This is a genomic window from Bradyrhizobium sp. CCBAU 53338, assembly GCF_015291665.1.
Classification (GTDB): Bacteria; Pseudomonadota; Alphaproteobacteria; order Rhizobiales; family Xanthobacteraceae; genus Bradyrhizobium.
On sequence record NZ_CP030048.1, the window covers coordinates 4,210,885 to 4,231,600 of the forward strand.

Here is a 20,716-nt window from a genome sequence, read left to right on the forward strand (position 1 = left end):
ACCGTGGAATTACGGAAACAATCAGAAACACCATTTGGCGCCCATGTCCGTCGCAGAGTTCCTCAGGCAGCGAGCAGTGGAAGTGAGCGTGAGCGGCAGCTATTCGCTGCATCGCTGGTACGATTGTGAGGGCAAGCTGCGCAACTTCGCCTGCCGCACCAAACGCGTCTCTCCCTTCCGCATGATCGTCGACGTGCCTGTCGTCGGCAAGATCGGCGAGCGCGTGACCTCCTACTTCCAGGACTTCGGCGAATTCCAATGCACGATCAGCGCGACGCTGAAGTCGGGCTTTCTGATGGAGCTCGACATGACGCGGGCACGTCGCGCCTGGATGTCGGAAAAGTTGACCTGGCTCGAAAAGAAGCAGAAGGACGACAGCATCGAGGAACTGCGACGCGACGCGCGCTTCGTTCCCCAGGCCTCACACACTGTTCTGGCGCTCGCTGACGGCAGCACTCACCCCTGCTTCATCATCGACGTCTCCACCGCCGGCGTTGCGATCTCCTGCGAATACGACCCGCCAGTCGGAACCCCGCTTGCCGTCGGCGCCTGCGTCGGGCGCGTCATCCGCAAGTTCGACAATGGCTTCGCCGTCAAGTTCGCCGAGAGGCAGCAGCGGGACGATCTCGTGCGCCTCCTCGTGCGCCAACCCTTGTTGCAGTCCGCCTGAACCCGGCCGGTCAATCCGTTTCGCTGCCCTATCGCGGCCCCATTGCGGGATCAGCTTTGGAGCGTCTGAGCCTCGTGCCCGGACGTCATTTGCGGACTTGCGATCGGGGGACCGGATGGCAGTCAACAAAATCACCTGGGACAGGGTGGGCCGGGTCACCGAGCCCGGGCGCTACATGTACACGTTCGGCTGGCTCACCATCACGGCCGGCGACCTCGATATCTGGAAGCAATATCCGCAGGCCGCATTCACGCTGCTGACGCAGCACTCCGAGCCAGACGAGACCATCGGCGAAGAATTTCACCTTGGCGCCTTCGACATTGCACCCGAAGCACCGCCGCCCTTCACCACACATTGAGGACCGAAAGCACGGTCCTTGAGCGACCGCGGGAGCCAGCGATTCGAATTGGAGCAGGTGGCGCTTCGCCTGAGACGCCCTGCGTGGCCCGGAAGCCTTTTTGGGGAACGCATGGCACGCGGGTTGCTTATTCAACGGCATGACCCAGATCCCACCCACCGACCAGGCCTTCCTGTTGTTGCTCATCGTCTTCTGCCTTGGCACGTGTCTCATACGCGCCCTTTGGGAGTTGGAGCAGGTGCGAGCCCGCCGGATTGCGTCGCGCCCCCGTGGACGCCCGACGAAACGTGATTAGGCAATCCGGCTGATGGGTGAGGTCCGAACGAGGCTCATTCCGCCTCTGGACTCGCCGCCTTCGCGCGTGCATCGTGAATCGAAGAAACCTGCATATTGCCTTGATCTGACTTATCAATCGCAATCCGGTAACGCGCCAGCCGCCGTTGCCGTCGATGACGAGGCCGTCCTGTCATGCAATTGATTGCGCTCGCATTCTACGCCTTGCAGCCCCGATGAACGCCAGCTGTCGCGCTTGTTAAGCGACGGGACAGGGAGCACATGACAGATGGTCGCATCGGCAGACGTAGATAAGCGGACCAAGGGAACCTAGTTTCGGCGCCGATGTATCTGATTGAAGCGTTACCCACTGTCATCGGAACGGCCGCCATCGCCCCGGCGCTGCTGATGCTGTGGCTTGTCATTGCCGCCGAAGAACGACCTGGCCCCCCGGCCCAGGTTTGGACCGCCTTCCTGTTGGGGGCGGCCAGCATCTCGCTGCTGGGTCTCGCCCGGGCCCCCTTCGCCAAGATGGTTGCGGCGCCCGACAATCCCTGGACGGCGCTCGTCATGCATTCGGTGTTCGGCGTCGCCGTGCCCGAGGAGGCGGTGAAGGTGATCGCAATCGTGCTGGTGTCATCGACCAAGCGGCGGACCTTCTCAAACCCGATGGACACCGTGGTTTATGGCGCAGCCGTCGGCCTCGGCTTCGCGGCTTACGAAAACCTCGCTTATCTGGTCCAGCATGCCGAGATGTGGCGGTCGCTGGCAGCCCTGCGCAGCGTGCTCACCGTGCCGTTTCATGGCGCCCTCGGCATCATCGCAGGCGCCTATCTGACCATCGCGCGGGCCGGCACGGCGCTGGGCGCGAACCGCCATCACCGCGACTGGGCCCGCCTCTCCAGCCGCCTGCTGATCTTCGCCGGACCACTGGCGCTGCATACGGCCTTCGACCTTCCGCTCCTTACGCTCCAGCGTATGCCGGACCTCGATCCGACTTTGCGGATGTGGCTTGGCGCCGCGAGCCTGCTGATCGGCTTCAGCTCGATCGCCTTTGCCATACGCCTGGTCCGCCGCGTCGCGCGCCATCATGCACCCCGAACCGATATCGCGCGGGAACGGCTCAGCCAGTTGCGGCGAATGTGGGCGCTGCTGCTCGCCGGCGGCGGCGTCGGCTTCCTCGGCCTCGCCTTCGTGCTCACCTCGATCCACCATTGGCTCATCAACCCCGAGCGCAATCTGACTCTGGCGTTGATCCCGATCGGCTTCGTCTCGATCCTGCTCGGCCTCGCGCTCCTGATCGTCACGACCGCGATCTACGTCCTCGGCCGCAACCGCATCCGCACCAGCGGCGAAGGTTTTTCGTCAGCGCACGGCGGCGGCTGACCTGCGGGATGGCCAGCCTGGCGTGCGCATACTAGATTGTGGGCTCGTCTTTCGATCTGGAGCTTGCCAATGACATCGCCTGAAGACTTTTCACGGCTGCAATCCGCGATGAGCCGGGCGGTGAAGGCACATTGGAAGGCCTTTCTGTTCGAAGGCATTTTGCTCGCCGTCCTCGGCATCGCGGCGCTGATCCTGCCGCCGCTCGCAAGCCTTGCCATCACGATCTTCCTCGGCTGGATGTTCCTGATCAGCGGCATCGGCGGATTGATCGCAACCTATTGGGCGCGCGCCACACCTGGTTTCTGGTGGTCATTGATCTCGGCAGCCCTCGCCGTGTTCGCTGGCATGCTGCTACTGGCCCGTCCGATGCAGGCCGTGCTGACGCTGACCATCGTGCTCGGCGCCTATTTCCTCGCCGAAGGCGTCACCACCATCATGTACGCGCTGGAGCACCGCCGCGAGCTGAGCGGCCGCTGGTCGTGGCTCCTGATCTCGGGCCTCGTCGATATCGCGATTGCGTTCATGGTGATCACGGGACTGCCGAGCACGGCGGAATGGGCCATCGGCGTGCTCGTCGGCATCAACCTTTTGTTCGGCGGTGCCACCCTGATCGGCATGGCCCTGGCGGCACGCAAAAGCAACAGTTGAGGCGTTTCGAAGCCCCGCGCGCCGATTGGGGGGTGACAAGGCGCCAATGGCGCGCTATATGGCCGTCCATGATCACCGTCGCCACCAGCTATTTTTGGTACTTTAGCTACGACAGCTTGCTGGCGGCAGGAGGATCGCGCTCAATCTAGAATATTGAAGCAAACGTCCGAACAGCCGCCAGACCTGGCGGCTTTTTTATTGGCCGGCAGGTTCTGAAACAAACAGGAGCCCGCCGTGCTGAGCACGACCGACGATCTTCGTATCCGCGAACTGAAAGAGCTGAGCACGCCCGAGGACGTGATGCGGGAGGTCCCGCGCACGCTCACGGCAACCCGTGTGGTGATGGCGGCGCGCAACGCCATCCACGCCATCCTAAACGGCCAGGACGACCGGCTTCTGGTCGTGGTCGGTCCGTGCTCGGTGCATGATCCCAAGGCCGCGATCGAGTATGCCGAACACCTCGCCAAGCTGCGCGAGGACCTCGCCGACCAGCTCGAGATCGTGATGCGGGTCTATTTCGAGAAGCCGCGCACCACGGTCGGCTGGAAAGGCCTGATCAACGATCCTGATCTCGACGGCAGCTTCGACATCAACAAGGGCCTGCGGCTTGCGCGCAACGTGCTCTCGGCGGTGAACAATCTCGGCCTGCCCGCCGGCACCGAATTCCTCGACATGACCACGCCGCAATACATCGCCGACCTCGTCTCCTGGGCTGCGATCGGCGCGCGCACGACCGAGAGCCAGATCCACCGCGAGCTGGCCTCGGGGCTCTCCTGCCCCGTCGGCTTCAAGAACGGCACGGACGGCAATGTGCGGATCGCAGCGGATGCCGTGAAGTCGGCCTCGCATCCGCATCACTTCATGGCGGTGACGAAGCTCGGCCGTTCGGCGATCGCCTCGACTGCGGGAAACGAAGACTGCCACATCATCTTGCGCGGCGGCAGCAAGCCGAACTTCGACTCGGCAAGCATCGCGGCGGCCTGCAACGATCTGGCGAAATCCGGCGTTGCACCGCTGGTGATGGTGGATGCGAGCCACGCCAATTCGAGCAAGAAGCCGGAGAACCAGCCGCTGGTGATGGCCGACATTGCCGGGCAGATCTCGGGCGGCGAGAACCGCATCATGGGTGTGATGATCGAGAGCAATCTCGTCGCCGGACGTCAGGACGTGGTGCCGGGCAAGCCGCTGACTTACGGCCAGAGCATCACCGACGGATGCATTGATTGGGCGACCACTGCCAAGGTGCTCGAGCAGCTCGCTGATGCGGTCGAGATCCGCCGCAACACCGCGCGCGCCGGACTGCACGAGCGTTCTGCGTAAGCAGGGCCCAAGGCGGGCGGGGCGATGGTGTTCGCGCCCTGCCCGTTGTTGTCATCAGCAGCCGCGGCAGATGCTCTTGATCTTCTTGTCGAGCAGAGCGTCTTCCTTGTTCACGGGATTGTTCGGATCGTTCAGGCTCTTCTCGCTCGGCACGTCGCCGGCGCGCGGCTGGCGGTGACCGACGGGCGCCTGCGGCAGCGTGCCTGACGTGGCGCCGCCCGACGTCGCGCCCTTGGTCCCGGTCTGCGCGACCGCCGCACCGCCAAGCAAGACCACGAGCGATGCTGCCACCATGAACTTCTTCATGTCCGATCCTCCGTTCCTCAAACCAGCGTTCTCTCACCGCTCAAGCTTCGGGCGGATAGAGATGAACGTCGCCGCAATAGTCCACGATACGATAGCGCGTTTCCGTCACCGCATCACCCGCGTTGGCTGCGGTATTTTGCGCCGCCAACACATAATTCGGCCCGACCGGCGACTTGCCGGCGCCGCCGGGGATATCGATCACGTATTCCGGCTGACACAGCCCTGACACCCGCCCTCGCAACTGCCGCATCAAGTCCTGGCCTTGCGCCAGCGTCGTGCGCAGATGCGCCGTCCCCGGCGCGAGATCGCCGTGATGAAGATAGTACGGCTTGATCCGGCACTCGACGAAGGCCCGCATCAAATCCGACAGGGCGACGACATTGTCATTGACGCCGCGCAAAAGCACCGACTGGCTCACCATGGGAATGCCGGCGTCGACCAGCCGCGCGCAGGCGGCGCGGGCCATGTTTGTCAGCTCCCGCGCATGGTTTGCATGAAGTGCAACCCAGGTGGTGGCACCCTCGACTTTCAGCGCAGCGACCATCTCGTCGGTGATACGCGCGGGCTCGGCCACGGGCACGCGGGTGTGAAGACGGATGATCTTGACGTGATCGATCGCAGCAAGATCGGCCATGATCTCGCTCATCCGACGCGGCGACAGCATCAAGGGATCGCCGCCGGTCAAGATCACCTCCCAGATCTCGCTATGGGCGCGGATGTAGTCGATCGCGGCGCGGTAGGCGCTGTCCGACAGCGCATTCTCCTTGCCGGGACCCACCATCTCGCGGCGGAAGCAGAAGCGACAATAGACCGCGCAGACGTGAACGAGCTTGAACAGGACACGATCGGGATAGCGGTGCACGATCCCGGGAACCGGCGAATGCGGATTGTCGCCGATCGGATCGGCGCTCTCGCCGGGCTGCGTCTCCAGCTCCGCGGCGGTCGGAACGAACTGCCGCGCGATGGGGTCGTCGGGATCCGAGGTGTCGATCAGTTCAACCAGCGCCGGCGTGATCGCGACGGCATAACGCGCCGCAACGCGTTCCAGCGCAGGCAGCGCCGTGGCCGGCGCCAGGTCCGCGGCCACGAGATCGGCCGGCTCGCGCAATGTTCGCAAAGGACTGGTCTTCGTCATCTCTCATCCGCAGGCGGTGTCCACACCACCTGATCAATCCGTGTTGCACCGCTTGCCAGCATCACCAGCCGATCAAAGCCGAGCGCGACACCGCTCGCCTCCGGCATCGCGGCGACGGCGGCCAGAAAGTCGTCATCGAGCGGATAGGCCTCACCGTAACGGCGCTGCTTCTCAACCATGGCCTCCGTGAAACGCTTGCGCTGTTCCGCGGCGTCGGTGAGCTCGCCAAAGCCGTTGGCGAGTTCGACACCGCAGGCATAGACCTCGAACCGCTCCGCAACCCGTGGGTCGTCCGTCTTCACCCGTGCCAGCGCCGCCTCTGGAGATGGGTATTCGAACAGAATGGTCAAACGCCCCTGCCCCAGATGCGGCTCGACATGCTCGACCAGGACCTTGCTGAAGATGTCCGACCAGGTGTCGTCCTCGGCCACGCGAACCCTGCCGGCGGCCGCCTGGGCGAGCGCGGCACGGTTACCCTCGTTGCCAGAGATTGTCGACAGCAGGTCGATCCCGGCGAACCGCTCAAAGGCGCCGGCAACCGTCAGCAGCTCCGGCTCGGCGAAGGGGTCGGCGGTCCGGCTCCGGAAGGCAAAGGTCCCGATTCCCGTCGCCTGTGCCGCGCTGGCGATGACGACCACCGTGTCGGCCATGATGGCGTCGTAGGGCGCGCCCGCCCGGTACCATTCCAGCATGGTGAATTCGGGCAGGTGCAGGTCGCCGCGTTCGCGGTCGCGGAACACCCGGGCGAACTCGAAAATCCGCTCCTCGCCGGCCGCCAGCAGCTTCTTGCAGGCGAATTCAGGCGAAGTCCGCATGTATCGGCTGGCCCGGCTGCCATCGGGCCGGACGATCTCGGTCCGGGGGGCGTGCAGATGGGTCTCATTGCCCGGGGAGACCTGGAGGATCGAGGTTTCGACCTCGACGAAGCCCTGCTCGGCGAAAAAGTCCCTGAGAGCCCCGGTGATGGCCCCCCTGGCCTGGAGGAATGGCCGCCGGTCGAGATGCCGCGATGGGCTCCAGAACGGCGAAATCGGCTTGTCCCCAGCCATTAACCGACCGCCCTCTGAGCCAGCAAAGTGCTGGCATCCAACGGCAAAATCAGTATGTTGCGGCCCGAAAAGGGCGCCGAGGTCTGATTTGAGGCCCCAAGTCCCCCATCGATTTGACCACGTCCTGGCCTGTGCCGGGCCAAGCAAGCAGGAAATATAGCTTTGAGAGTCATCGCCAGTTCTATTCGCAAGGGCAACGTGATCGAGCAAGACGGCAAGCTCTATGTCGTCGTGAGCGCCGAGAACATCCATCCCGGCAAAGGCACGCCGGTCAGTCAGATCGAAATGCGCCGAATCTCGGACGGGGTAAAGATCTCCGAGCGCTACAAGACCACCGACCAGGTCGAAAAGGCCACGATCGAAGAGCGCAACTACACCTTCCTGTATGAAGATGGCGACGGCTTCCACTTCATGAACCCCGAGACCTACGACCAGGTCCAGGTCCCCAAGGACGTCGTCGGCGATGCCGCCGCCTATCTTCAGCCAGACATGACCGTCAAGCTGTCGACCCACGACGTCAACGTGGTCTCGCTCGCGCTGCCGCAGCGCGTGACGCTGGAAGTGGTCGAGACCGAGCCGGTGACCAAGGGCCAGACGGCTTCCTCGTCCTACAAGCCCGCAGTGCTGTCCAACGGCATCCGCACCACCGTGCCGCCGCACATTTCGGTCGGCACCCGTATCGTGGTGATGACCGAAGACGGGTCCTACTCCGAGCGCGCCAAGGACTAAGCGAGGGATCAGGGACAGGTGCCGCCGGGGGGCGAGACAGTGGTTGGGAAGAGTTTCCGCTTCGTCTCGCTGCTTCTGGCGTCGCTTTCGCTCCTCACCACCACGCCTCTCGCTGCGGATGAAATCCGCAGCCCGTCCCTCACGGCCCTGCGCGTCGATTGGCGCGCGGCGCTCGACCAGCTCCGCTCCGAGATCAACAGCCGCCCGCTGGTCGCGGGCGATTTCATCTTCGTGCCACGCCGTTCGGTGCCGCCGTTCGATCCGCGCGCGATGCCTGCGCTGGTACAGCTCAACGCCGTCTCCTCGCAGTTCTTCACCGGCATCGCCCGCAGCTCAGTTCCCGTGCTGCTGCCGTTCGACGCCGCGGCCTATCTCGAGGCGCAACGCAGCGGTGCACCGGCCACGCTCGCGCCATCGCGCTACCAGGCCGATTTCAATCCCGTCGACATGTTCGACGCTGGCCCCGCCGGCTACAGCGCGAGCTTTTCGCTCGAGCCCGGCGCCGGTGACGGCATGCCGACACGCGTCTTTACGAAGCCCGTCGAGATTCAGATCACGGGATCGGCGCTCGTCTACGACATTGCCGATCCCTCGGGCGGCAAGGGCGAGCCGGTCAAGGCGCTTGCGGCCATCTACCCGGATCTGCGCAAGTTCATCCGCGAAGGCTACGTGCGTTACGCCTTCACGCGCTTCGGCGTCGCCTATGTGGTGTCGATCCAGTGCCTCGACAGCGTCGCAAAACCGCGGCGGCTCGCCTGCAAGGAGGCGTATCCCGTTGCCGAACGCTTCCTGAAGGCGCTGCGCGTCGCAGGCGGCCAGCGCCTGCGGCCGCTGATGGATATTGCATCCTACGTGACCGATCGCCCCGCCGCGCGTTCGGCAGATTTCAGCTACCGGCCGAGCGGCGACATCATCCCGAACACCGGCTATCGCAAACAGGGCGGCCATCCCGATGCGATGGCCTATGCACAGATCCGCTTTCCGCTCGAGAAGGCGCCGGCCTTCGTGCACTCGCAATCCTACGCGAAGCGCGACAAGGATGACGGCCCGACCGCCTATCCCTGGCGCGACAATTTCTGTGAGTCCCGCAGCTTCGAGGTCTGGCAGTGCGGCGGCGGCTACGGCCACCAGGGTGAGGACATCCGCGCTGCGGACTGTCCTTCGCCCGGCGATGCCCGCGAGCCCTGCGATCCCAAGCAGCGTGGTGTCGTTGCCGTGCGCGACGCAATTGTGATCCGGGCCGCCAAGGATCAGGCCGCGACGCTCGAGGTCAACAGCCGCACCGAGCACATCCGCTTTCGCTATATGCACATGAATCCGCAGGCGTTGAACGCCGACGGGATCCTCAATGGCCGCATCGTCACTGAGGGCGAGAAGATCGGCGTGATCTCGAACTACCTTGACCATCCCGCGGGTACGTCGATGCACCTGCATTTCGACGTCCAGGTGTTCACCCGCGACGGCTGGATCTGGGTCAGCCCTTACGCCACGCTGGTCTCGGCCTATGAGCGCCTGATCCGTGCTCGCGGGCACGAGATCGGCACGGAGATCGCAGGCACCCCGCAACCGGTCGCGCATGCGCTGCCCGAAGATGTGGTCAAGCCGGATCTGCGCGAGGGATCGAGCAGCGAAGAGAACTGAAGCGGCATTGCTCAAAGCTGACCCGCTCGCGTATCCCGGATGAGCGAAGCGACATTCGGGATACGATTGGCCAGTCACTCCAGATAGGTCGTGAGCTGCGCGCCCTCATCAGCCACGAACACCGCGATCAATTCGGCCGGCTCGGTGGTGCTGGCATTGGCCGAGACCAGATGCGTGGCGCCCGGCGGCTCGAAGAAGGACTGACCGACACCGAACGTCTCAATCGGACCACCGGCGAGCTGGGAGCGGATCTCGCCCTTGGTGATGTAAGCGGTCACCGAGCCGGCATGCCGATGCGGCCGCGAAAACCCGCCCGGGCCATAGAACACGCGCACGATGGTGACGCGCTTTCCCGGAACGTTGGGCAAAGCGTAGGAACCGACCGGCTCGACCTTGTCGAGCGGCGAACTCTCCGCGGCCGTGGCGCAGAGTGGCGCGAATGCGCCCGATACGGTGTCCATAGTGACCGGCAGCACCGTGCCGATCGCAAACGCGCAAGCCAGCCCGCCGATGACGGCGAGCGCCATCGAACGCGATTGACGTGAAGCAGGCGCCAAACCCATGGCGATCATGGCCTTCCCCTTGTTGCTATCGAGATGCCGACGCATTCGCCGTCACCTGGCGCTTCGGCGGCGTCCAGCGAAAGGCGGCCCCAAAACGGTTCCAGACGTTGATCGAGGCGATCGCCGACGTCAGGTACATCAGCTCGGTCTCGGAGAATTCGCGCTGCACTTCGGCATAAACCTCCTCGCCAAAACCATCGGGCAGCAAGGTCAATGCCTCGGCCCAAGCCAGCGCCGCACGCTCGCGCGATGAGAAAATCGGCGCCTCTCGCCAGACTGCAACCAAATGCAGCTTGTCGGCGGGCACACCGAGCCGCTCCGAGAGAAGCACATGATGCTGAACGCAGAAGGCGCAAGCGTTGATCTGCGAGGCACGCAGCTTGACCAGCTCGAGCAGCTGCTTGTCGAGCCCGGCCTTGGCCGCGACCTGTCCAAGCGCCAGTACCAGATCATACGCATCGGGCGCGATCCGCTTGAAATCCTCGTATTCGCTGCGGGGGTGTGACATTGCCGTTCACCTCGTGCTATTGTAAGGCCACTTACATCTTATAAGAGTCCTTATATTATGCGCAAGCCGACCGGCATCACGAAATCGAAACCGGAGCAGAGGGCGTTCAGGGGGGAGGTTGCGACACGTGTACCCGCCCCCGGCGAAGGCAAGCGCGGCGAGCAAGGCTATCTCGGCTATCTCCTGCGCCAGGCCCACGCCGCCGTCCGGCTGAAGATGGAACGCACGCTCGCCGATCTCGGCGTGACCTCGCCGCAATTCGCCGTGCTGACCATGCTGAACGCCTATCCGGGATTGTCAGGTGCCGACGTCGCCCGCCTCACCTTCCTGACGCCGCAGACCGTCGGCGTGATCATCCGCAACCTCGATCGCGACGGCGCGATCGTGATGACGCCGCATCCCGTTCACGGCCGCATCCAGCAATGGACGCTGACGCCGCGCGGATCGACACTGCTGAAAGCTTGCAGGGAACGCGTGATCGACCTGGAGACGCGTCTGGTGACAAGACTCGACGGCAAGGCCGAAGCTACTGTCCGACGCTGGCTTGCCGGCATCGCAACAGATCTGCAGGACGGGGCCTAGTCGCCTCCTCCATCGCCACCGGCAGAGAGGCCTCAAGTTGAGATTCTTGTTAGCTGCCCTATCCGCCCTTCAACGCTCTTTTAACTTCACCGTCCGGCCAAGTCTCGCCGGCCGCAATGACACGGACGCGGCTGCGGTCCGTGCCATTGACCAGCACATGCGAACTCATCCGGTCGCCGCTCGGCTCCAGATGCAAATCCGTTTCAGGTTTCCAGCTCAGCGTCGATGCGAGATCGCCGGGGAAAATCCGCCAGCACGATCCGTCGTCGAGTTCGACGACATGGCTTTCCGCATGCGCGCGTATCTTCATTCTACCCCGAAATCTTGCTGAAGACAGGCCCCGGCGATCAGCCGGGGCCTGCTCCGTCAATCGTTGTCGTGATGAATCACGGTCTTGCTGCGGTTGCCGAATCCATCTTCCTTCTTGATGACCGTTGTCCGGTCGGCGGGCGCACGCTCCTTGATGACCGTGGTCCGATCGCGATCGCGGTCACGATACTCATGGGACTCGCCGACAGTCACGCCGGCGCCGACCGGACCGACGTGAACACCGACCTCATCCGCGAAAGCGGGGGCCGCAATAGCAGTGACCATGGCAGCCGCAAGCAGATATTTCTTCATATTGTCCTCCTCGATGTTGTGCGGAGAGAATGCGGACATGCGACACTTTGTTCCGGACGGAACGTAGGACTGGGGAGTCGCTCATATTCCAGGAACCGCCCCACATGTGCAGGATTCCGGCTACAATGCCGCGATGAAACAAGCTGATTCCTCGGCCAATCGCGTCACCCGCCGCGCCCTGCTTCGATCCACGATTGGCGCAAGCGCGCTGCTCGCAGCCCCGACGTTCGCCCTCGCATCGCCTCCCGGCTTCGATGAATGGCGCGAAGGCTTTCGTGCGCGCGCAATGGCCAAGGGCATTTCAGCTGCGACCTGGCAACGCGCGATGGCGCGGGTCGAACCCGACATGAGCGTATTCAAGCAAATGCGCAACCAGCCCGAATTCCATGAACAGCTCTGGCAATACGTCAACCGCCGCGTTTCCGACTGGCGCATCATCAACGGCAAGATCGCGCTGAAGAACAACCAAGCGCTGTTTGCGCGTATCGAGCGCGATTTCGGTGTCGAGCGCGGCACGCTGCTAGCGCTGTGGGGCGTGGAATCCGCCTACGGCGATCCCCTGGTGCAGCAGAATCACATGACGCCGGTGTTCCCGTCGCTCGCCGCGCTCGCTTGGAACGAACCGCGACGCAAGGCATATTGGGAGGCCGAACTGCTCAATGCGCTACGCATCGTCGACAAGGGCTGGAGCACGCCCGAGGAGATGCGCGGCTCATGGGCCGGCGCGATGGGGAATTCGCAATGGATGCCGGAGGTGTGGCTCAATGTCGGCATCGACTACGACGGCGACGGCAAGGTCTCGCCGTTCGGCAAGCCCGACGACGCGCTGGGGTCGACGGCAAAATATCTCGTCAATCGCGGCAAATGGCGCCGGGGCGAGCACTGGGGCTACGAGGTGCGCTCTCCCAGTGAAATGAGCGGCAGCCGGACCTATGCGGCCTGGCAGGCCGCTGGCATCACCCGCGCCGACGGCCAGCCGTTCCCGCAGCCCAACGCATCTGCGCGGATGTGGACGCCGGTCGCGGGCGGGCCGACCTTCCTGCTTGGACCGAATTTCTATTCGGTGAAGAGCTACAATCCCTCCATGAACTACGCACTCGCAATCTGCCATCTCGGCGATCGCTGCCTTGGCGCTCCGCCCTTCATCCAGCCCTTCCCCGGCTCCGAGCGCATCCTGACGCTCGCCGAGGTGCAGGAAATGCAGACGCGACTGACCAAAGCCGGCTTTGATACCGGCGGCACTGATGGCCGCGTCGGCAACGACACGATGAAGGCGATCAAGGATTTTCAGCAGCGCGCCGGGATCGCGCCTGCCGATGGATATGGCGGGCTGAAGGTGCTGGCGAAACTACGGCAGGGATCTTAAGCAGCCTCAGTGCCGGTACTGCGGCTCCTCCGCATCGAGCTGCCGTCGGATCGCGGCGAGATGCAGCCGTGCGGATTCGGAATCGCACTCGCGCATCTGCTTGTAGGTCGCGGCCGCGATCGCTGGATCGACCGGCAGAACTTTTCGTCCCGTCGACATCGCCAGCACCTGCACTTCGGCTGCGCGCTCGAGATAGTAGAGATCGTCCCAGGCTTCCGCGATCGTCGGCGCCAGCACCATGACGCCATGATGCTTCATGAAGACGATGTCGGCATCGCCGACGGCCGACGCGATGCGTGCGCCTTCGCTGGTGTCGAGCGCCAGGCCGTTGTAGTTGCGATCCACTGCCGTGCGACCGTAGAATTTCAGCGCGGTCTGCCCGGCCCAGATCAAGGGATCGCCCTCGGTCATCGACAGTGCCGTCGCATAGGGCATGTGGGTGTGGAAGGCGACCTTGGCGCGCGGCAGGCGCTTGTGCATTTCGGCATGGATATAAAACGCGGTCGCTTCGGGCTCGCCCTCGCCGTCGAGCACATGGCCGTGGAAGTCGCAGATCAGCAGCTTTGACGCCGTCAGCTCGCGGAAGGCATAGCCGTAGGGGTTGACCAGGAAGAGATCGTCATGGCCGGGCACGACAGCCGAGAAATGGTTGCAGATGCCTTCCTCAAAGCCGTTGCGCGCAGCCATGCGGAAACAAGCGGCGAGATCTTCGCGTGCGGTGCGGATCGCGTCGGTCGCGAGGTCCGGCCGGTTGGAGCGGACGGGCGCAGGTGAGGAGGCGTGAAGGCTGTGCGCCATGGCGAAGGAGACCTCTTTCGGGCAGGAGACGGCAGCGTTCTACAGGGCCCATGCCCGCGCGTCAGCCCCTGTGGCCGCCACCCTGCCCTGCGCGTCTCACGCCCGCCGCGGCACGCCGCCGGCATTCATGCCGCCGTCGATGACGAGCTCGCTGCCGGTGACGTAGCGCGAGGCGTCCGAAGCCAGATACAGCACGCCGGATGCGATCTCCGCGGCCTGGCCGGCGCGGCCAAGCGGGGTCGCGACCCTGGCGCGCTCCTCCGGATCAATCGGCGCGTTCTGGCCTGCACCGGTCGCGCCCGTCGGGATCTTGCCCCAGATCGGCGTGTCGATGATCCCCGGATGCACCGAATTGACGCGAATACCGTCGCCGGCGGCAGCACACTCCATCGCGATCGATTTGGCGAACAACCGCACACCACCTTTGGTCAGCGAATAGGCCGAGAGACCCGGCGCGCCGCGCAAGCCCGCGAGCGAGGACATCATCACGATCGAGCCGCCGCCGGTCTTGCGCATCAAGGGCAGGCAATGCTTGACCGAGAGGAACACGCCATCGAGGTTGATGGCGTTCTGCTTGCGCCAGTCAGAGAGCGTCATGTCGGTGATCGAGGGCACGGCAATGCCGATGCCGGCATTGGACACCATGATATCGAGCCGGCCGTAGCGTTTCCCGATCTCGGCGACGATCTCGATCCAGCGCTCCTCGCTGGTGACGTCCTGCTCCAGGAATATCGCCTTGCCGCCGGCCTTTGCCACCCGCTTGGCGAGTTCGGGCCCGCGCAATTCGTCGATGTCCGTGATGACGACAGTCCCGCCTTCGCGCGCAAACAACTCGACGATAGCCTCACCGATGCCGGAGGCACCGCCCGTCACCAGCGCGACCTTGCCTTCAACCTGCCCTGCCATGTTCACTCCCTTTCTTTTTGTTTGTTTCGTTCCGTCATCTAATCACGGATGGCCCCTGGTCCGGTAGTGCGACGTCGATGACGCGAAACTGCACGCGCTCGGCACCCTGATAGCGGTCGACCGACAGGGAGCCTGCGACGTGCAGCTGCTGGCCGCGATTGGCCACAAGTGCGTTGCCGAGCTTCTGGCCGACCGAGCGAAACGCGATGCCGTTGACGATGGCGCCGTCGCCCGACTTGAAGCGCAGACGCAGATGCGCCTGCCCGACTTCGTCGGCAAAGACGAGCTGATGCGCCGGCAGCGCCAGCACCGGCTCCGGATTGCCGCTGCCGAAGGGCCCGGCGCGATTAAGCGTGGTTGCAAGCTCCGTCGTCACCGCGCGCGCCGAGACCGCCCCGTCGATGTAGAGCTCGTTGACGTGGCGCGCTTCGGCGACGGCCTGCGCCAGCGCGTTCTCGAGATAGGCGCGGAATTCAGCGAGCTTCTCTTTCCGCAACGTGACGCCCGCGGCCATTGCGTGGCCACCGCCCTTGAGCAGAATGCCGTCGGCAACCGCCTGCCGGACCACCTTGCCGAGATCGACGCCGGCGATCGAGCGGCCCGAGCCGGTGCCGACGCCGCCGGGCTCCAGCGCGATGGCAAAAGCGGGCCGCGAGAACTTCTCCTTCAGCCGTGAGGCAACGAGACCGACCACGCCGGGATGCCAGCCTTCGGACGCCGTGACGATGACGCCGAGCTTGTCTTCCAGCCCGATCGACGCCAGCGCTTCCGCCTCAGCCTGCGCTTCGGCGGCCTGCTCGATGACGCGGCGCTCGCTGTTGAGGCGGTCGAGCTCGGCGGCGATCCGCGCCGCCTCGACGCTGTCGCCTTCGAGCAGAAGCCGCACGCCGAGATCGGCGCGGCCGATGCGGCCGCCGGCATTGACGCGCGGGCCCAGCATGAAGCCGAGATGCCAGGCCTCCGGCGGGCCATTGAGCCGCGCCACGTCCATCAGCGCGGTGTGGCCGACATGGTCGCGCCGCCGCATCGCGATCAGCCCCTTGGCGACGAAGGCGCGGTTGAGACCGATCAACGGGGCGACGTCGGCGACGGTCCCGAGCGCGACGTGATGCAGCATGCCGAGCAGATCGGGCTCGGGCATCTCCGCGGTCCAGAAGCCGCGCTGGCGCAGTTCTCTGTTGACCGCGACAAGCGTGACCAGCACGAGGCCGACGGCGGCGAGATGGCCAAGGCCCGAGAGATCGTCGAGCCGGTTCGGATTGACCAGTGCGTCCACCTCCGGCAACTCGGTGCCGGCCTGGTGGTGATCGATCACGACGACGGACATGCCGAGGCGCTTGGCCTCGGCCAGCGGCTCGATGCTGGTGGTGCCGCAATCGACCGTGACGAGCAGCGTGGCGCCCTTGGCCGCCAGCCCGCGCACTGCTTCGACGTTCGGGCCATAGCCCTCAAAGATGCGGTCGGGAATGTGGATCAGCGGATCGAGGCCGCAATGGCGCAGATGCCAGGCGAGCAGCGCCGCCGAGGTCGCCCCGTCGACGTCGTAGTCGCCGAAGATCGCGACGGTCTCGCTGCTGGCGGCGGCGTCCGCAATGCGCTTTGCGGCGGCCTCCATCTCCGTCACCGTGAACGGATCGGGCATCAGCTTGCGGATGGTCGGATCGAGGAAGTCGGGCACGGCGTCGATCTCGACCCCGCGGCCAGCCAGCACCCGCGCCAGCAGTTCCGGCAGCTGGTGACGCTGCACGATGGCGAGCGCCGTCGCGGCGCCGCGCGCATCCAGCCGGCTGCGCCAGAGCTTGTCGGTGAGCGAGCGCGCCACGCCCAGGAAGGCCTGGGGCATTTCGACGGGCAAGGCGGTGGCGGGCGGCGACATGATTCGAGGGTTCGAGTGGACCGGCACAAGCAGCGGCGCAACAAGCCGCCTCCGATTGCGGGATTCACCGGGAATCCCTGGCCATTTGCAATGTCAGCGGCCCACAAAACGGTGGATTGCTGAAATGCCGAGCGGGTTGACTACCATTTGAGCAGCGGCGCGGACAGCAAATTAAGCGAGCGTTAGCTGGAATCTTCGAAAACGAGTCTTATTCGATCTGTAAGTCGTTGTTCCGGGTTCATTGCAGATCAGACCTCATTGCCAAGGGAAGCCCCCGATGTCTGCTGCGCTGGGTCTGAAAACCAAGCCTGTCACCACCGAACCCGCCGACGACGATTCCGACATCTCCGCGCTGATCAACCGCCTGACCGCGGAGGTCAACCAGATCGCGGTCGACAAGACCAAGTCGATCCAGCAGATCACCAACCAGATGAAGATGCTGGCGCTGAACGCGCTGATCGAGAGCTCGCGCGCCGGCGCCCAAGGAGCGGGCTTCGCCGTGGTGGCGCAGGAGGTGCGCGGCGTCGGCCAGCAGGTCGAGACCATCGCTCGCGAACTCGAAACGCAGCTGACCAAGCGTACCGGCGATCTCGTCGCCTCGATCGAGCGCATGAGCCAGCGCTCGCGCGGCGAACGCATGATGGACCTGTCGCTCAACGCCGTCGAGTTGATCGACCGCAACCTCTATGAGCGCACCTGCGACGTCCGCTGGTGGGCAACCGACTCCGCCGTGGTCGATTGCGCGGCCTCGCCGGCTCAGGCGGCGGTCACCTATGCCTCGCAGCGGCTCGGCGTCATCCTCGGCGCCTACACCGTCTATCTCGACCTCTGGCTCTGCGACCTCGACGGCAACGTCATTGCCAACGGCCGCGCGGATCGTTTTCGCGTGGTCGGCCAGAACGTCGCCCACACCAGATGGTTTCGCGAAGCGAAGACACTGCGCTCGGGCGACGACTATGTCGCCGGCGACATCGAGAACCAGCCGCTGCTCGGCAACGCCCAGGTCGCGACCTACTGCGCCAGCGTCCGCGCCGGCGGCCAGGCCAACGGGGCGCCGATCGGCGTGCTCGCCATCCATTTCGACTGGGAGCCGCAGGCGCGCGCGATCGTGCAAGGCGTGCGCGTCGGCGACAACGACAAGGCCCGCGTGCTGCTGGTCGACTCGCATTTCCGCGTCATCGCGGCCTCCGACGGCCAAGGCATTCTGAGCGAGCGCATCTCGCTCTCGCTGGGCGGTCAGCGCTCCGGCTTCTACCAGGACCGCTCCGGCACGATGGTCGCCTTCCACGCGACGCCGGGCTACGAGACCTATCGCGGGCTTGGCTGGTACGGCGTGATCGTCTGTTCCCCGTAGGGCTCGATGCCATCCGCGAAAACAACCCCATGCACAGTAGCGGAAGGATTGTTTTCACAAGAGAATTTTCGTTTGCCATGTGACGCGTCGGGCAAAGCCGTTTCTCTGGCTCCTCTCACCCTCTCGACGGGCGTCCCAAGGCCCGCAGCACGGATGCACCTTAGGGAAAATACGTAGTCGCGCTGCTATTTGCGCCGGATCAAATCCACGCCGGCCGTCCCTGCCTAATTTTCCCGAAAATAGCGGGAGGTCCGTCCATGCTGGTGAGGATCAATTCGGCACACCGCCGTCCCGTCGATGGTCATCTGGCCGCCGTTGCAGGTGATCGCGCGTGCTGCAGCGAGTTCAGGTATCGCCGAGGCAGCGAGATCTTCGGCGAGGGCGAGGACGCGGAATTCGTCTACCAGATCACTTCTGGAGCCGTGCGCACCTACAAGCTGCTTCCGGACGGCCGGCGCCAGATCAACTCGTTTCATTTGCCCGGCGACATGTTCGGCTTCGAGAACAACGAAGCGCATCGCTTCACCGCTGAAGCCATCACCGAAACCGACGTTCGCATCATGACGCAAAGCAACCTCCTGGGAGCGATGCCGGGTCAAGCGGCGGGACCAAAAAACCTCATCGGCTTCGTCACTCAGAATCTTCAGCATGCCGAGAACCACATGCTGCTCCTGGGTCGGAAGACGTCGTTGGAGAAGGTGGCCGCATTCCTGCGTGAAATGGACGAGCGGCTGGCGCAGCCTGATGTCCTGAACTTGCCGATGACACGCCGCGACATCGCAGACTATCTCGGACTAACCCTCGAAACTGTCTCGCGTTCGCTGTCGACCTTGCGAGACGAGCACATTTTGCGATTTGACGGACCGACCCAACGTCGGGTGGAGATCCTCGACCGTGATCGACTTTCGCAGCTGGACGCCTGATTTTGCCACGGTCGGCCAAGCTGAATCACTGACTACCGGCGTGAGCCCAATAGATTCTTGCAATGCCAACGGGAGGAATGGTCATGCTCATCAAGACGCTCACATTGCACTCCCTCACCTACCTGGTCGGAATTTCCAGCTCGATCGCGGTCCATCAGAACGTCCTTTGGAGTTCGGCAGAAGCTCCAAACCACACGCATCAGACCGTGTTTCGCGCCGGCAAGAGCGACAGACTGCCCACGAGTCCGACCGGACCTCGCGCGCGGGACTTCAGGCCCGCACAGGCACCTGCAATCATCAAGCCCAATTTCAAGGTCAGGGATGCGTGCAAGGCACCGATAGATGTCCCTGGGCGCTGCTTCGCTTCCGTCACGCTGAACAATCAGGTCGGTTAACACCCTCGCTGAGGAGCCGGTCCATCCAGACGCAATGAGCCGATGATGCCTACTCGATCGACTCCCGGTAGCGGAATTCTCGGGGATCATCCGCAGGACTTTTCACTGGTCCTCGGAGGTCCGCTCTTCCAACTCCTGCGTCGGACGCATTTGTCCGGGAGCACGCTCGAACTTGCGCCGCGGCGCACGCTGGCGATCTCGTTGTTTTGCTGGTTTCCACTTCTTGCGCTTTCCCTTCTGGAGGGATCCGCGCTTCATGGCCGCGTGGCGATTCCGTTCCTGTTCGACGCGGAGGTCTACACACGATTCCTGCTCGCCATTCCGCTGCTGCTGGAAGCAGAGCTCATCGTGCACCAGCGCATGCGGCTGATCGTGAAGCAGTTTCTGGAGCGCAATTTGGTTCCGGAAGACCAGATGTTGCGGTTCAATTCAGCCATCGAATCGGTCGTTCGGCTGCGCAACTCCATGCTTGCTGAAATCCTGCTGTTCGTGTTCGTGTACGTGATCGGGATCCTGGTCGTCTGGCGACACTACATCGCGATCGACACGGTCACCTGGTACGCGAGACCCACGGATGACGGTGCACGGTTCTCACTCGCGGGGATGTGGCTCAGCTATGTGAGCCTGCCGATCTTCCAATTTCTGCTGTGCCGATGGTACTTTCGAATGTTCATCTGGGCGCGCTTTCTCTGGCAGGTATCGCGCCTCGAATTGAGCCTGATGCCGACGCACCCGGATCGCGTCGCCGGCCTTGGATTTCTGTCGGACATTGCATATGCGTTCGTCCCGCTCCTCCTGGCCCATGGCGCATTGCTTGCCGGCGTTCTCGGCAACCGCATCTATCACCTTGGCGCCAAGCTGCCTGACTTCATGCTCGAAATCCTGTTGCTGGTCGTCTTTCTCGAGTGTGTTGCGCTGGGTCCGCTGCTGGTGTTCGCGCCGCAACTCGCCCAAGCCAAGCGGATGGGCCTCCGGGAGTACGGCACGCTGGCCGAACGATACGTGCGCGAGTTCGACGCAAAATGGTTGCGGTGCGGGACGTCCTCGAACGATCAGCTCGTCGGCAGCAGCGACATTCAGTCGCTTGCCGATCTAGGCAACAGCTTTGAGGTGGTCCGGACGATGCGCCTCGCCCCCTTCACCAAGCAAACAATCATCCAGCTGGCGGTCGGAACGGCTTTGCCGATCGCCCCGCTCCTGCTGACCATGATGCCGCTCGAGGACCTCCTCAAGAAGCTGCTTGGAATCGTGTTCTAACCGGCGGGCTTCGGGCAACCGTCCCGCAGCTGCCTCGGCATTCCCCAACCCA

At 64.1% G+C, this 20,716-nt stretch carries 23 protein-coding genes; 13 read left to right on the plus strand and 10 right to left on the minus strand.

Annotated elements, in window-relative coordinates:
- Positions 1–43 precede the first annotated feature (43 nt).
- The 5 genes from XH90_RS19815 (at position 44) to XH90_RS19835 (ending at position 4,655) form a co-directional block, all read left to right on the plus strand.
- The gene (locus XH90_RS19815; RefSeq protein WP_194476033.1) at positions 44–670 is read left to right on the plus strand and encodes a PilZ domain-containing protein; all 627 of its coding nucleotides are present in this window, start codon (positions 44–46) and stop codon (positions 668–670) included.
- Positions 671–785: 115 nt separating this feature from the next.
- Complete coding sequence (locus tag XH90_RS19820; RefSeq protein WP_194476034.1) at positions 786–1,028, plus strand: hypothetical protein; 243 nt, start codon at positions 786–788, stop codon at positions 1,026–1,028.
- A gap of 618 nt (positions 1,029–1,646) precedes the next feature.
- Positions 1,647–2,687 carry a PrsW family glutamic-type intramembrane protease gene (locus XH90_RS19825; RefSeq protein WP_194476035.1) on the plus strand — a complete coding sequence of 347 codons (1,041 nt, stop codon included), beginning with the start codon at positions 1,647–1,649 and terminating at the stop codon, positions 2,685–2,687.
- Positions 2,688–2,756: 69 nt separating this feature from the next.
- Positions 2,757–3,335, plus strand: coding sequence for an HdeD family acid-resistance protein (locus XH90_RS19830; protein ID WP_194476036.1), 579 nt, complete (start codon positions 2,757–2,759; stop codon positions 3,333–3,335).
- Between the two features lie 234 nt (positions 3,336–3,569).
- Positions 3,570–4,655 carry a 3-deoxy-7-phosphoheptulonate synthase gene (locus XH90_RS19835; RefSeq protein WP_194476037.1) on the plus strand — a complete coding sequence of 362 codons (1,086 nt, stop codon included), beginning with the start codon at positions 3,570–3,572 and terminating at the stop codon, positions 4,653–4,655.
- A gap of 54 nt (positions 4,656–4,709) precedes the next feature.
- On the opposite strand, the gene XH90_RS19840 is transcribed toward XH90_RS19835, so the two are convergent.
- Genes XH90_RS19840 through epmA form a run of 3 tightly spaced genes read right to left on the minus strand, consistent with a single transcriptional unit; the run spans position 4,710 to position 7,145 of the window.
- Positions 4,710–4,961, minus strand: coding sequence for a hypothetical protein (locus XH90_RS19840; protein WP_194476038.1), 252 nt, complete (start codon positions 4,959–4,961; stop codon positions 4,710–4,712).
- 40 nt (positions 4,962–5,001) lie between these two features.
- The gene (locus XH90_RS19845; protein ID WP_194476039.1) at positions 5,002–6,096 is read right to left on the minus strand and encodes a lysine-2,3-aminomutase-like protein; all 1,095 of its coding nucleotides are present in this window, start codon (positions 6,094–6,096) and stop codon (positions 5,002–5,004) included.
- A complete protein-coding gene (gene epmA / locus XH90_RS19850; protein ID WP_194476040.1) occupies positions 6,093–7,145 on the minus strand; it encodes an EF-P lysine aminoacylase EpmA in 1,053 nt (350 codons plus the stop codon). The genes XH90_RS19845 and epmA overlap by 4 nt, the downstream gene beginning before the upstream one ends.
- A gap of 162 nt (positions 7,146–7,307) precedes the next feature.
- Between epmA and efp the strand changes: the two genes are divergently transcribed.
- Both efp and XH90_RS19860 read left to right on the plus strand, forming a co-directional pair.
- Entirely contained in the window at positions 7,308–7,874 is a 567-nt protein-coding gene (efp, locus tag XH90_RS19855; protein WP_194476041.1) for an elongation factor P, read from the plus strand.
- An 18-nt stretch (positions 7,875–7,892) separates the two neighbouring features.
- Entirely contained in the window at positions 7,893–9,515 is a 1,623-nt protein-coding gene (locus XH90_RS19860; RefSeq protein WP_194476042.1) for a M23 family peptidase, read from the plus strand.
- A gap of 74 nt (positions 9,516–9,589) precedes the next feature.
- Here XH90_RS19860 and XH90_RS19865 read toward each other — a convergent pair whose 3' ends face one another.
- Both XH90_RS19865 and XH90_RS19870 read right to left on the minus strand, forming a co-directional pair.
- Complete coding sequence (locus XH90_RS19865; protein ID WP_194476043.1) at positions 9,590–10,087, minus strand: cupin domain-containing protein; 498 nt, start codon at positions 10,085–10,087, stop codon at positions 9,590–9,592.
- A gap of 16 nt (positions 10,088–10,103) precedes the next feature.
- Positions 10,104–10,586, minus strand: a complete 483-nt coding sequence (locus XH90_RS19870) for a carboxymuconolactone decarboxylase family protein (RefSeq protein WP_194476044.1) — start codon at positions 10,584–10,586, stop codon at positions 10,104–10,106.
- A gap of 54 nt (positions 10,587–10,640) precedes the next feature.
- On the opposite strand from XH90_RS19870, the gene XH90_RS19875 reads away from it, so the two are divergent.
- The gene (locus XH90_RS19875; RefSeq protein WP_246755887.1) at positions 10,641–11,168 is read left to right on the plus strand and encodes a MarR family winged helix-turn-helix transcriptional regulator; all 528 of its coding nucleotides are present in this window, start codon (positions 10,641–10,643) and stop codon (positions 11,166–11,168) included.
- Between the two features lie 58 nt (positions 11,169–11,226).
- On the opposite strand, the gene XH90_RS19880 is transcribed toward XH90_RS19875, so the two are convergent.
- The gene (locus tag XH90_RS19880; protein WP_194476046.1) at positions 11,227–11,478 is read right to left on the minus strand and encodes a hypothetical protein; all 252 of its coding nucleotides are present in this window, start codon (positions 11,476–11,478) and stop codon (positions 11,227–11,229) included.
- Between the two features lie 56 nt (positions 11,479–11,534).
- Positions 11,535–11,789 carry a hypothetical protein gene (locus XH90_RS19885; protein WP_194482743.1) on the minus strand — a complete coding sequence of 85 codons (255 nt, stop codon included), beginning with the start codon at positions 11,787–11,789 and terminating at the stop codon, positions 11,535–11,537.
- A gap of 133 nt (positions 11,790–11,922) precedes the next feature.
- Between XH90_RS19885 and XH90_RS19890 the strand changes: the two genes are divergently transcribed.
- Positions 11,923–13,155 carry a lytic murein transglycosylase gene (locus XH90_RS19890; RefSeq protein ID WP_194476047.1) on the plus strand — a complete coding sequence of 411 codons (1,233 nt, stop codon included), beginning with the start codon at positions 11,923–11,925 and terminating at the stop codon, positions 13,153–13,155.
- 6 nt (positions 13,156–13,161) lie between these two features.
- Here XH90_RS19890 and XH90_RS19895 read toward each other — a convergent pair whose 3' ends face one another.
- The 3 genes from XH90_RS19895 to recJ form a co-directional block, all read right to left on the minus strand.
- The gene (locus XH90_RS19895) at positions 13,162–13,953 is read right to left on the minus strand and encodes an aldolase (RefSeq protein WP_194476048.1); all 792 of its coding nucleotides are present in this window, start codon (positions 13,951–13,953) and stop codon (positions 13,162–13,164) included.
- Between the two features lie 96 nt (positions 13,954–14,049).
- Positions 14,050–14,859, minus strand: coding sequence for an SDR family NAD(P)-dependent oxidoreductase (locus tag XH90_RS19900; RefSeq protein WP_194476049.1), 810 nt, complete (start codon positions 14,857–14,859; stop codon positions 14,050–14,052).
- Between the two features lie 34 nt (positions 14,860–14,893).
- Positions 14,894–16,735 (minus strand): single-stranded-DNA-specific exonuclease RecJ, encoded by a 1,842-nt coding sequence (recJ, locus tag XH90_RS19905; RefSeq protein WP_194476050.1) that lies wholly within the window; start codon positions 16,733–16,735, stop codon positions 14,894–14,896.
- 277 nt (positions 16,736–17,012) lie between these two features.
- On the opposite strand from recJ, the gene XH90_RS19910 reads away from it, so the two are divergent.
- From XH90_RS19910 to XH90_RS19925, 4 genes are all read left to right on the plus strand, one after another.
- A complete protein-coding gene (locus tag XH90_RS19910) occupies positions 17,013–18,089 on the plus strand; it encodes a methyl-accepting chemotaxis protein (RefSeq protein ID WP_194476051.1) in 1,077 nt (358 codons plus the stop codon).
- Between the two features lie 257 nt (positions 18,090–18,346).
- Positions 18,347–19,012, plus strand: a complete 666-nt coding sequence (locus tag XH90_RS19915) for a helix-turn-helix domain-containing protein (RefSeq protein ID WP_194476052.1) — start codon at positions 18,347–18,349, stop codon at positions 19,010–19,012.
- A gap of 83 nt (positions 19,013–19,095) precedes the next feature.
- Positions 19,096–19,407, plus strand: a complete 312-nt coding sequence (locus XH90_RS19920) for a hypothetical protein (protein ID WP_194476053.1) — start codon at positions 19,096–19,098, stop codon at positions 19,405–19,407.
- Between the two features lie 264 nt (positions 19,408–19,671).
- Positions 19,672–20,664, plus strand: coding sequence for a hypothetical protein (locus XH90_RS19925; RefSeq protein WP_210348696.1), 993 nt, complete (start codon positions 19,672–19,674; stop codon positions 20,662–20,664).
- Positions 20,665–20,716 lie beyond the last annotated feature (52 nt).

Excerpts from the sequence above, each read along its gene's own strand:
- XH90_RS19895 (WP_194476048.1), bottom strand. The coding sequence starts at position 13,953 with ATGGCGCACAGCCTTCACGCCTCCTCACCTGCGCCCGTCCGCTCCAAC.
- XH90_RS19820 (WP_194476034.1), top strand. The coding sequence starts at position 786 with ATGGCAGTCAACAAAATCACCTGGGACAGGGTGGGCCGGGTCACCGAG.
- XH90_RS19815 (WP_194476033.1), top strand. The coding sequence starts at position 44 with ATGTCCGTCGCAGAGTTCCTCAGGCAGCGAGCAGTGGAAGTGAGCGTG.
- XH90_RS19840 (WP_194476038.1), bottom strand. The coding sequence starts at position 4,961 with ATGAAGAAGTTCATGGTGGCAGCATCGCTCGTGGTCTTGCTTGGCGGT.
- recJ (WP_194476050.1), bottom strand. The coding sequence starts at position 16,735 with ATGTCGCCGCCCGCCACCGCCTTGCCCGTCGAAATGCCCCAGGCCTTC.
- XH90_RS19870 (WP_194476044.1), bottom strand. The coding sequence starts at position 10,586 with ATGTCACACCCCCGCAGCGAATACGAGGATTTCAAGCGGATCGCGCCC.
- XH90_RS19825 (WP_194476035.1), top strand. The coding sequence starts at position 1,647 with ATGTATCTGATTGAAGCGTTACCCACTGTCATCGGAACGGCCGCCATC.
- XH90_RS19880 (WP_194476046.1), bottom strand. The coding sequence starts at position 11,478 with ATGAAGATACGCGCGCATGCGGAAAGCCATGTCGTCGAACTCGACGAC.
- XH90_RS19900 (WP_194476049.1), bottom strand. The coding sequence starts at position 14,859 with ATGGCAGGGCAGGTTGAAGGCAAGGTCGCGCTGGTGACGGGCGGTGCC.
- XH90_RS19845 (WP_194476039.1), bottom strand. The coding sequence starts at position 6,096 with ATGACGAAGACCAGTCCTTTGCGAACATTGCGCGAGCCGGCCGATCTC.
- epmA (WP_194476040.1), bottom strand. The coding sequence starts at position 7,145 with ATGGCTGGGGACAAGCCGATTTCGCCGTTCTGGAGCCCATCGCGGCAT.
- XH90_RS19920 (WP_194476053.1), top strand. The coding sequence starts at position 19,096 with ATGCTCATCAAGACGCTCACATTGCACTCCCTCACCTACCTGGTCGGA.
- XH90_RS19910 (WP_194476051.1), top strand. The coding sequence starts at position 17,013 with ATGTCTGCTGCGCTGGGTCTGAAAACCAAGCCTGTCACCACCGAACCC.
- XH90_RS19890 (WP_194476047.1), top strand. The coding sequence starts at position 11,923 with ATGAAACAAGCTGATTCCTCGGCCAATCGCGTCACCCGCCGCGCCCTG.
- XH90_RS19915 (WP_194476052.1), top strand. The coding sequence starts at position 18,347 with ATGCTGGTGAGGATCAATTCGGCACACCGCCGTCCCGTCGATGGTCAT.
- XH90_RS19830 (WP_194476036.1), top strand. The coding sequence starts at position 2,757 with ATGACATCGCCTGAAGACTTTTCACGGCTGCAATCCGCGATGAGCCGG.
- XH90_RS19885 (WP_194482743.1), bottom strand. The coding sequence starts at position 11,789 with ATGAAGAAATATCTGCTTGCGGCTGCCATGGTCACTGCTATTGCGGCC.
- XH90_RS19865 (WP_194476043.1), bottom strand. The coding sequence starts at position 10,087 with ATGATCGCCATGGGTTTGGCGCCTGCTTCACGTCAATCGCGTTCGATG.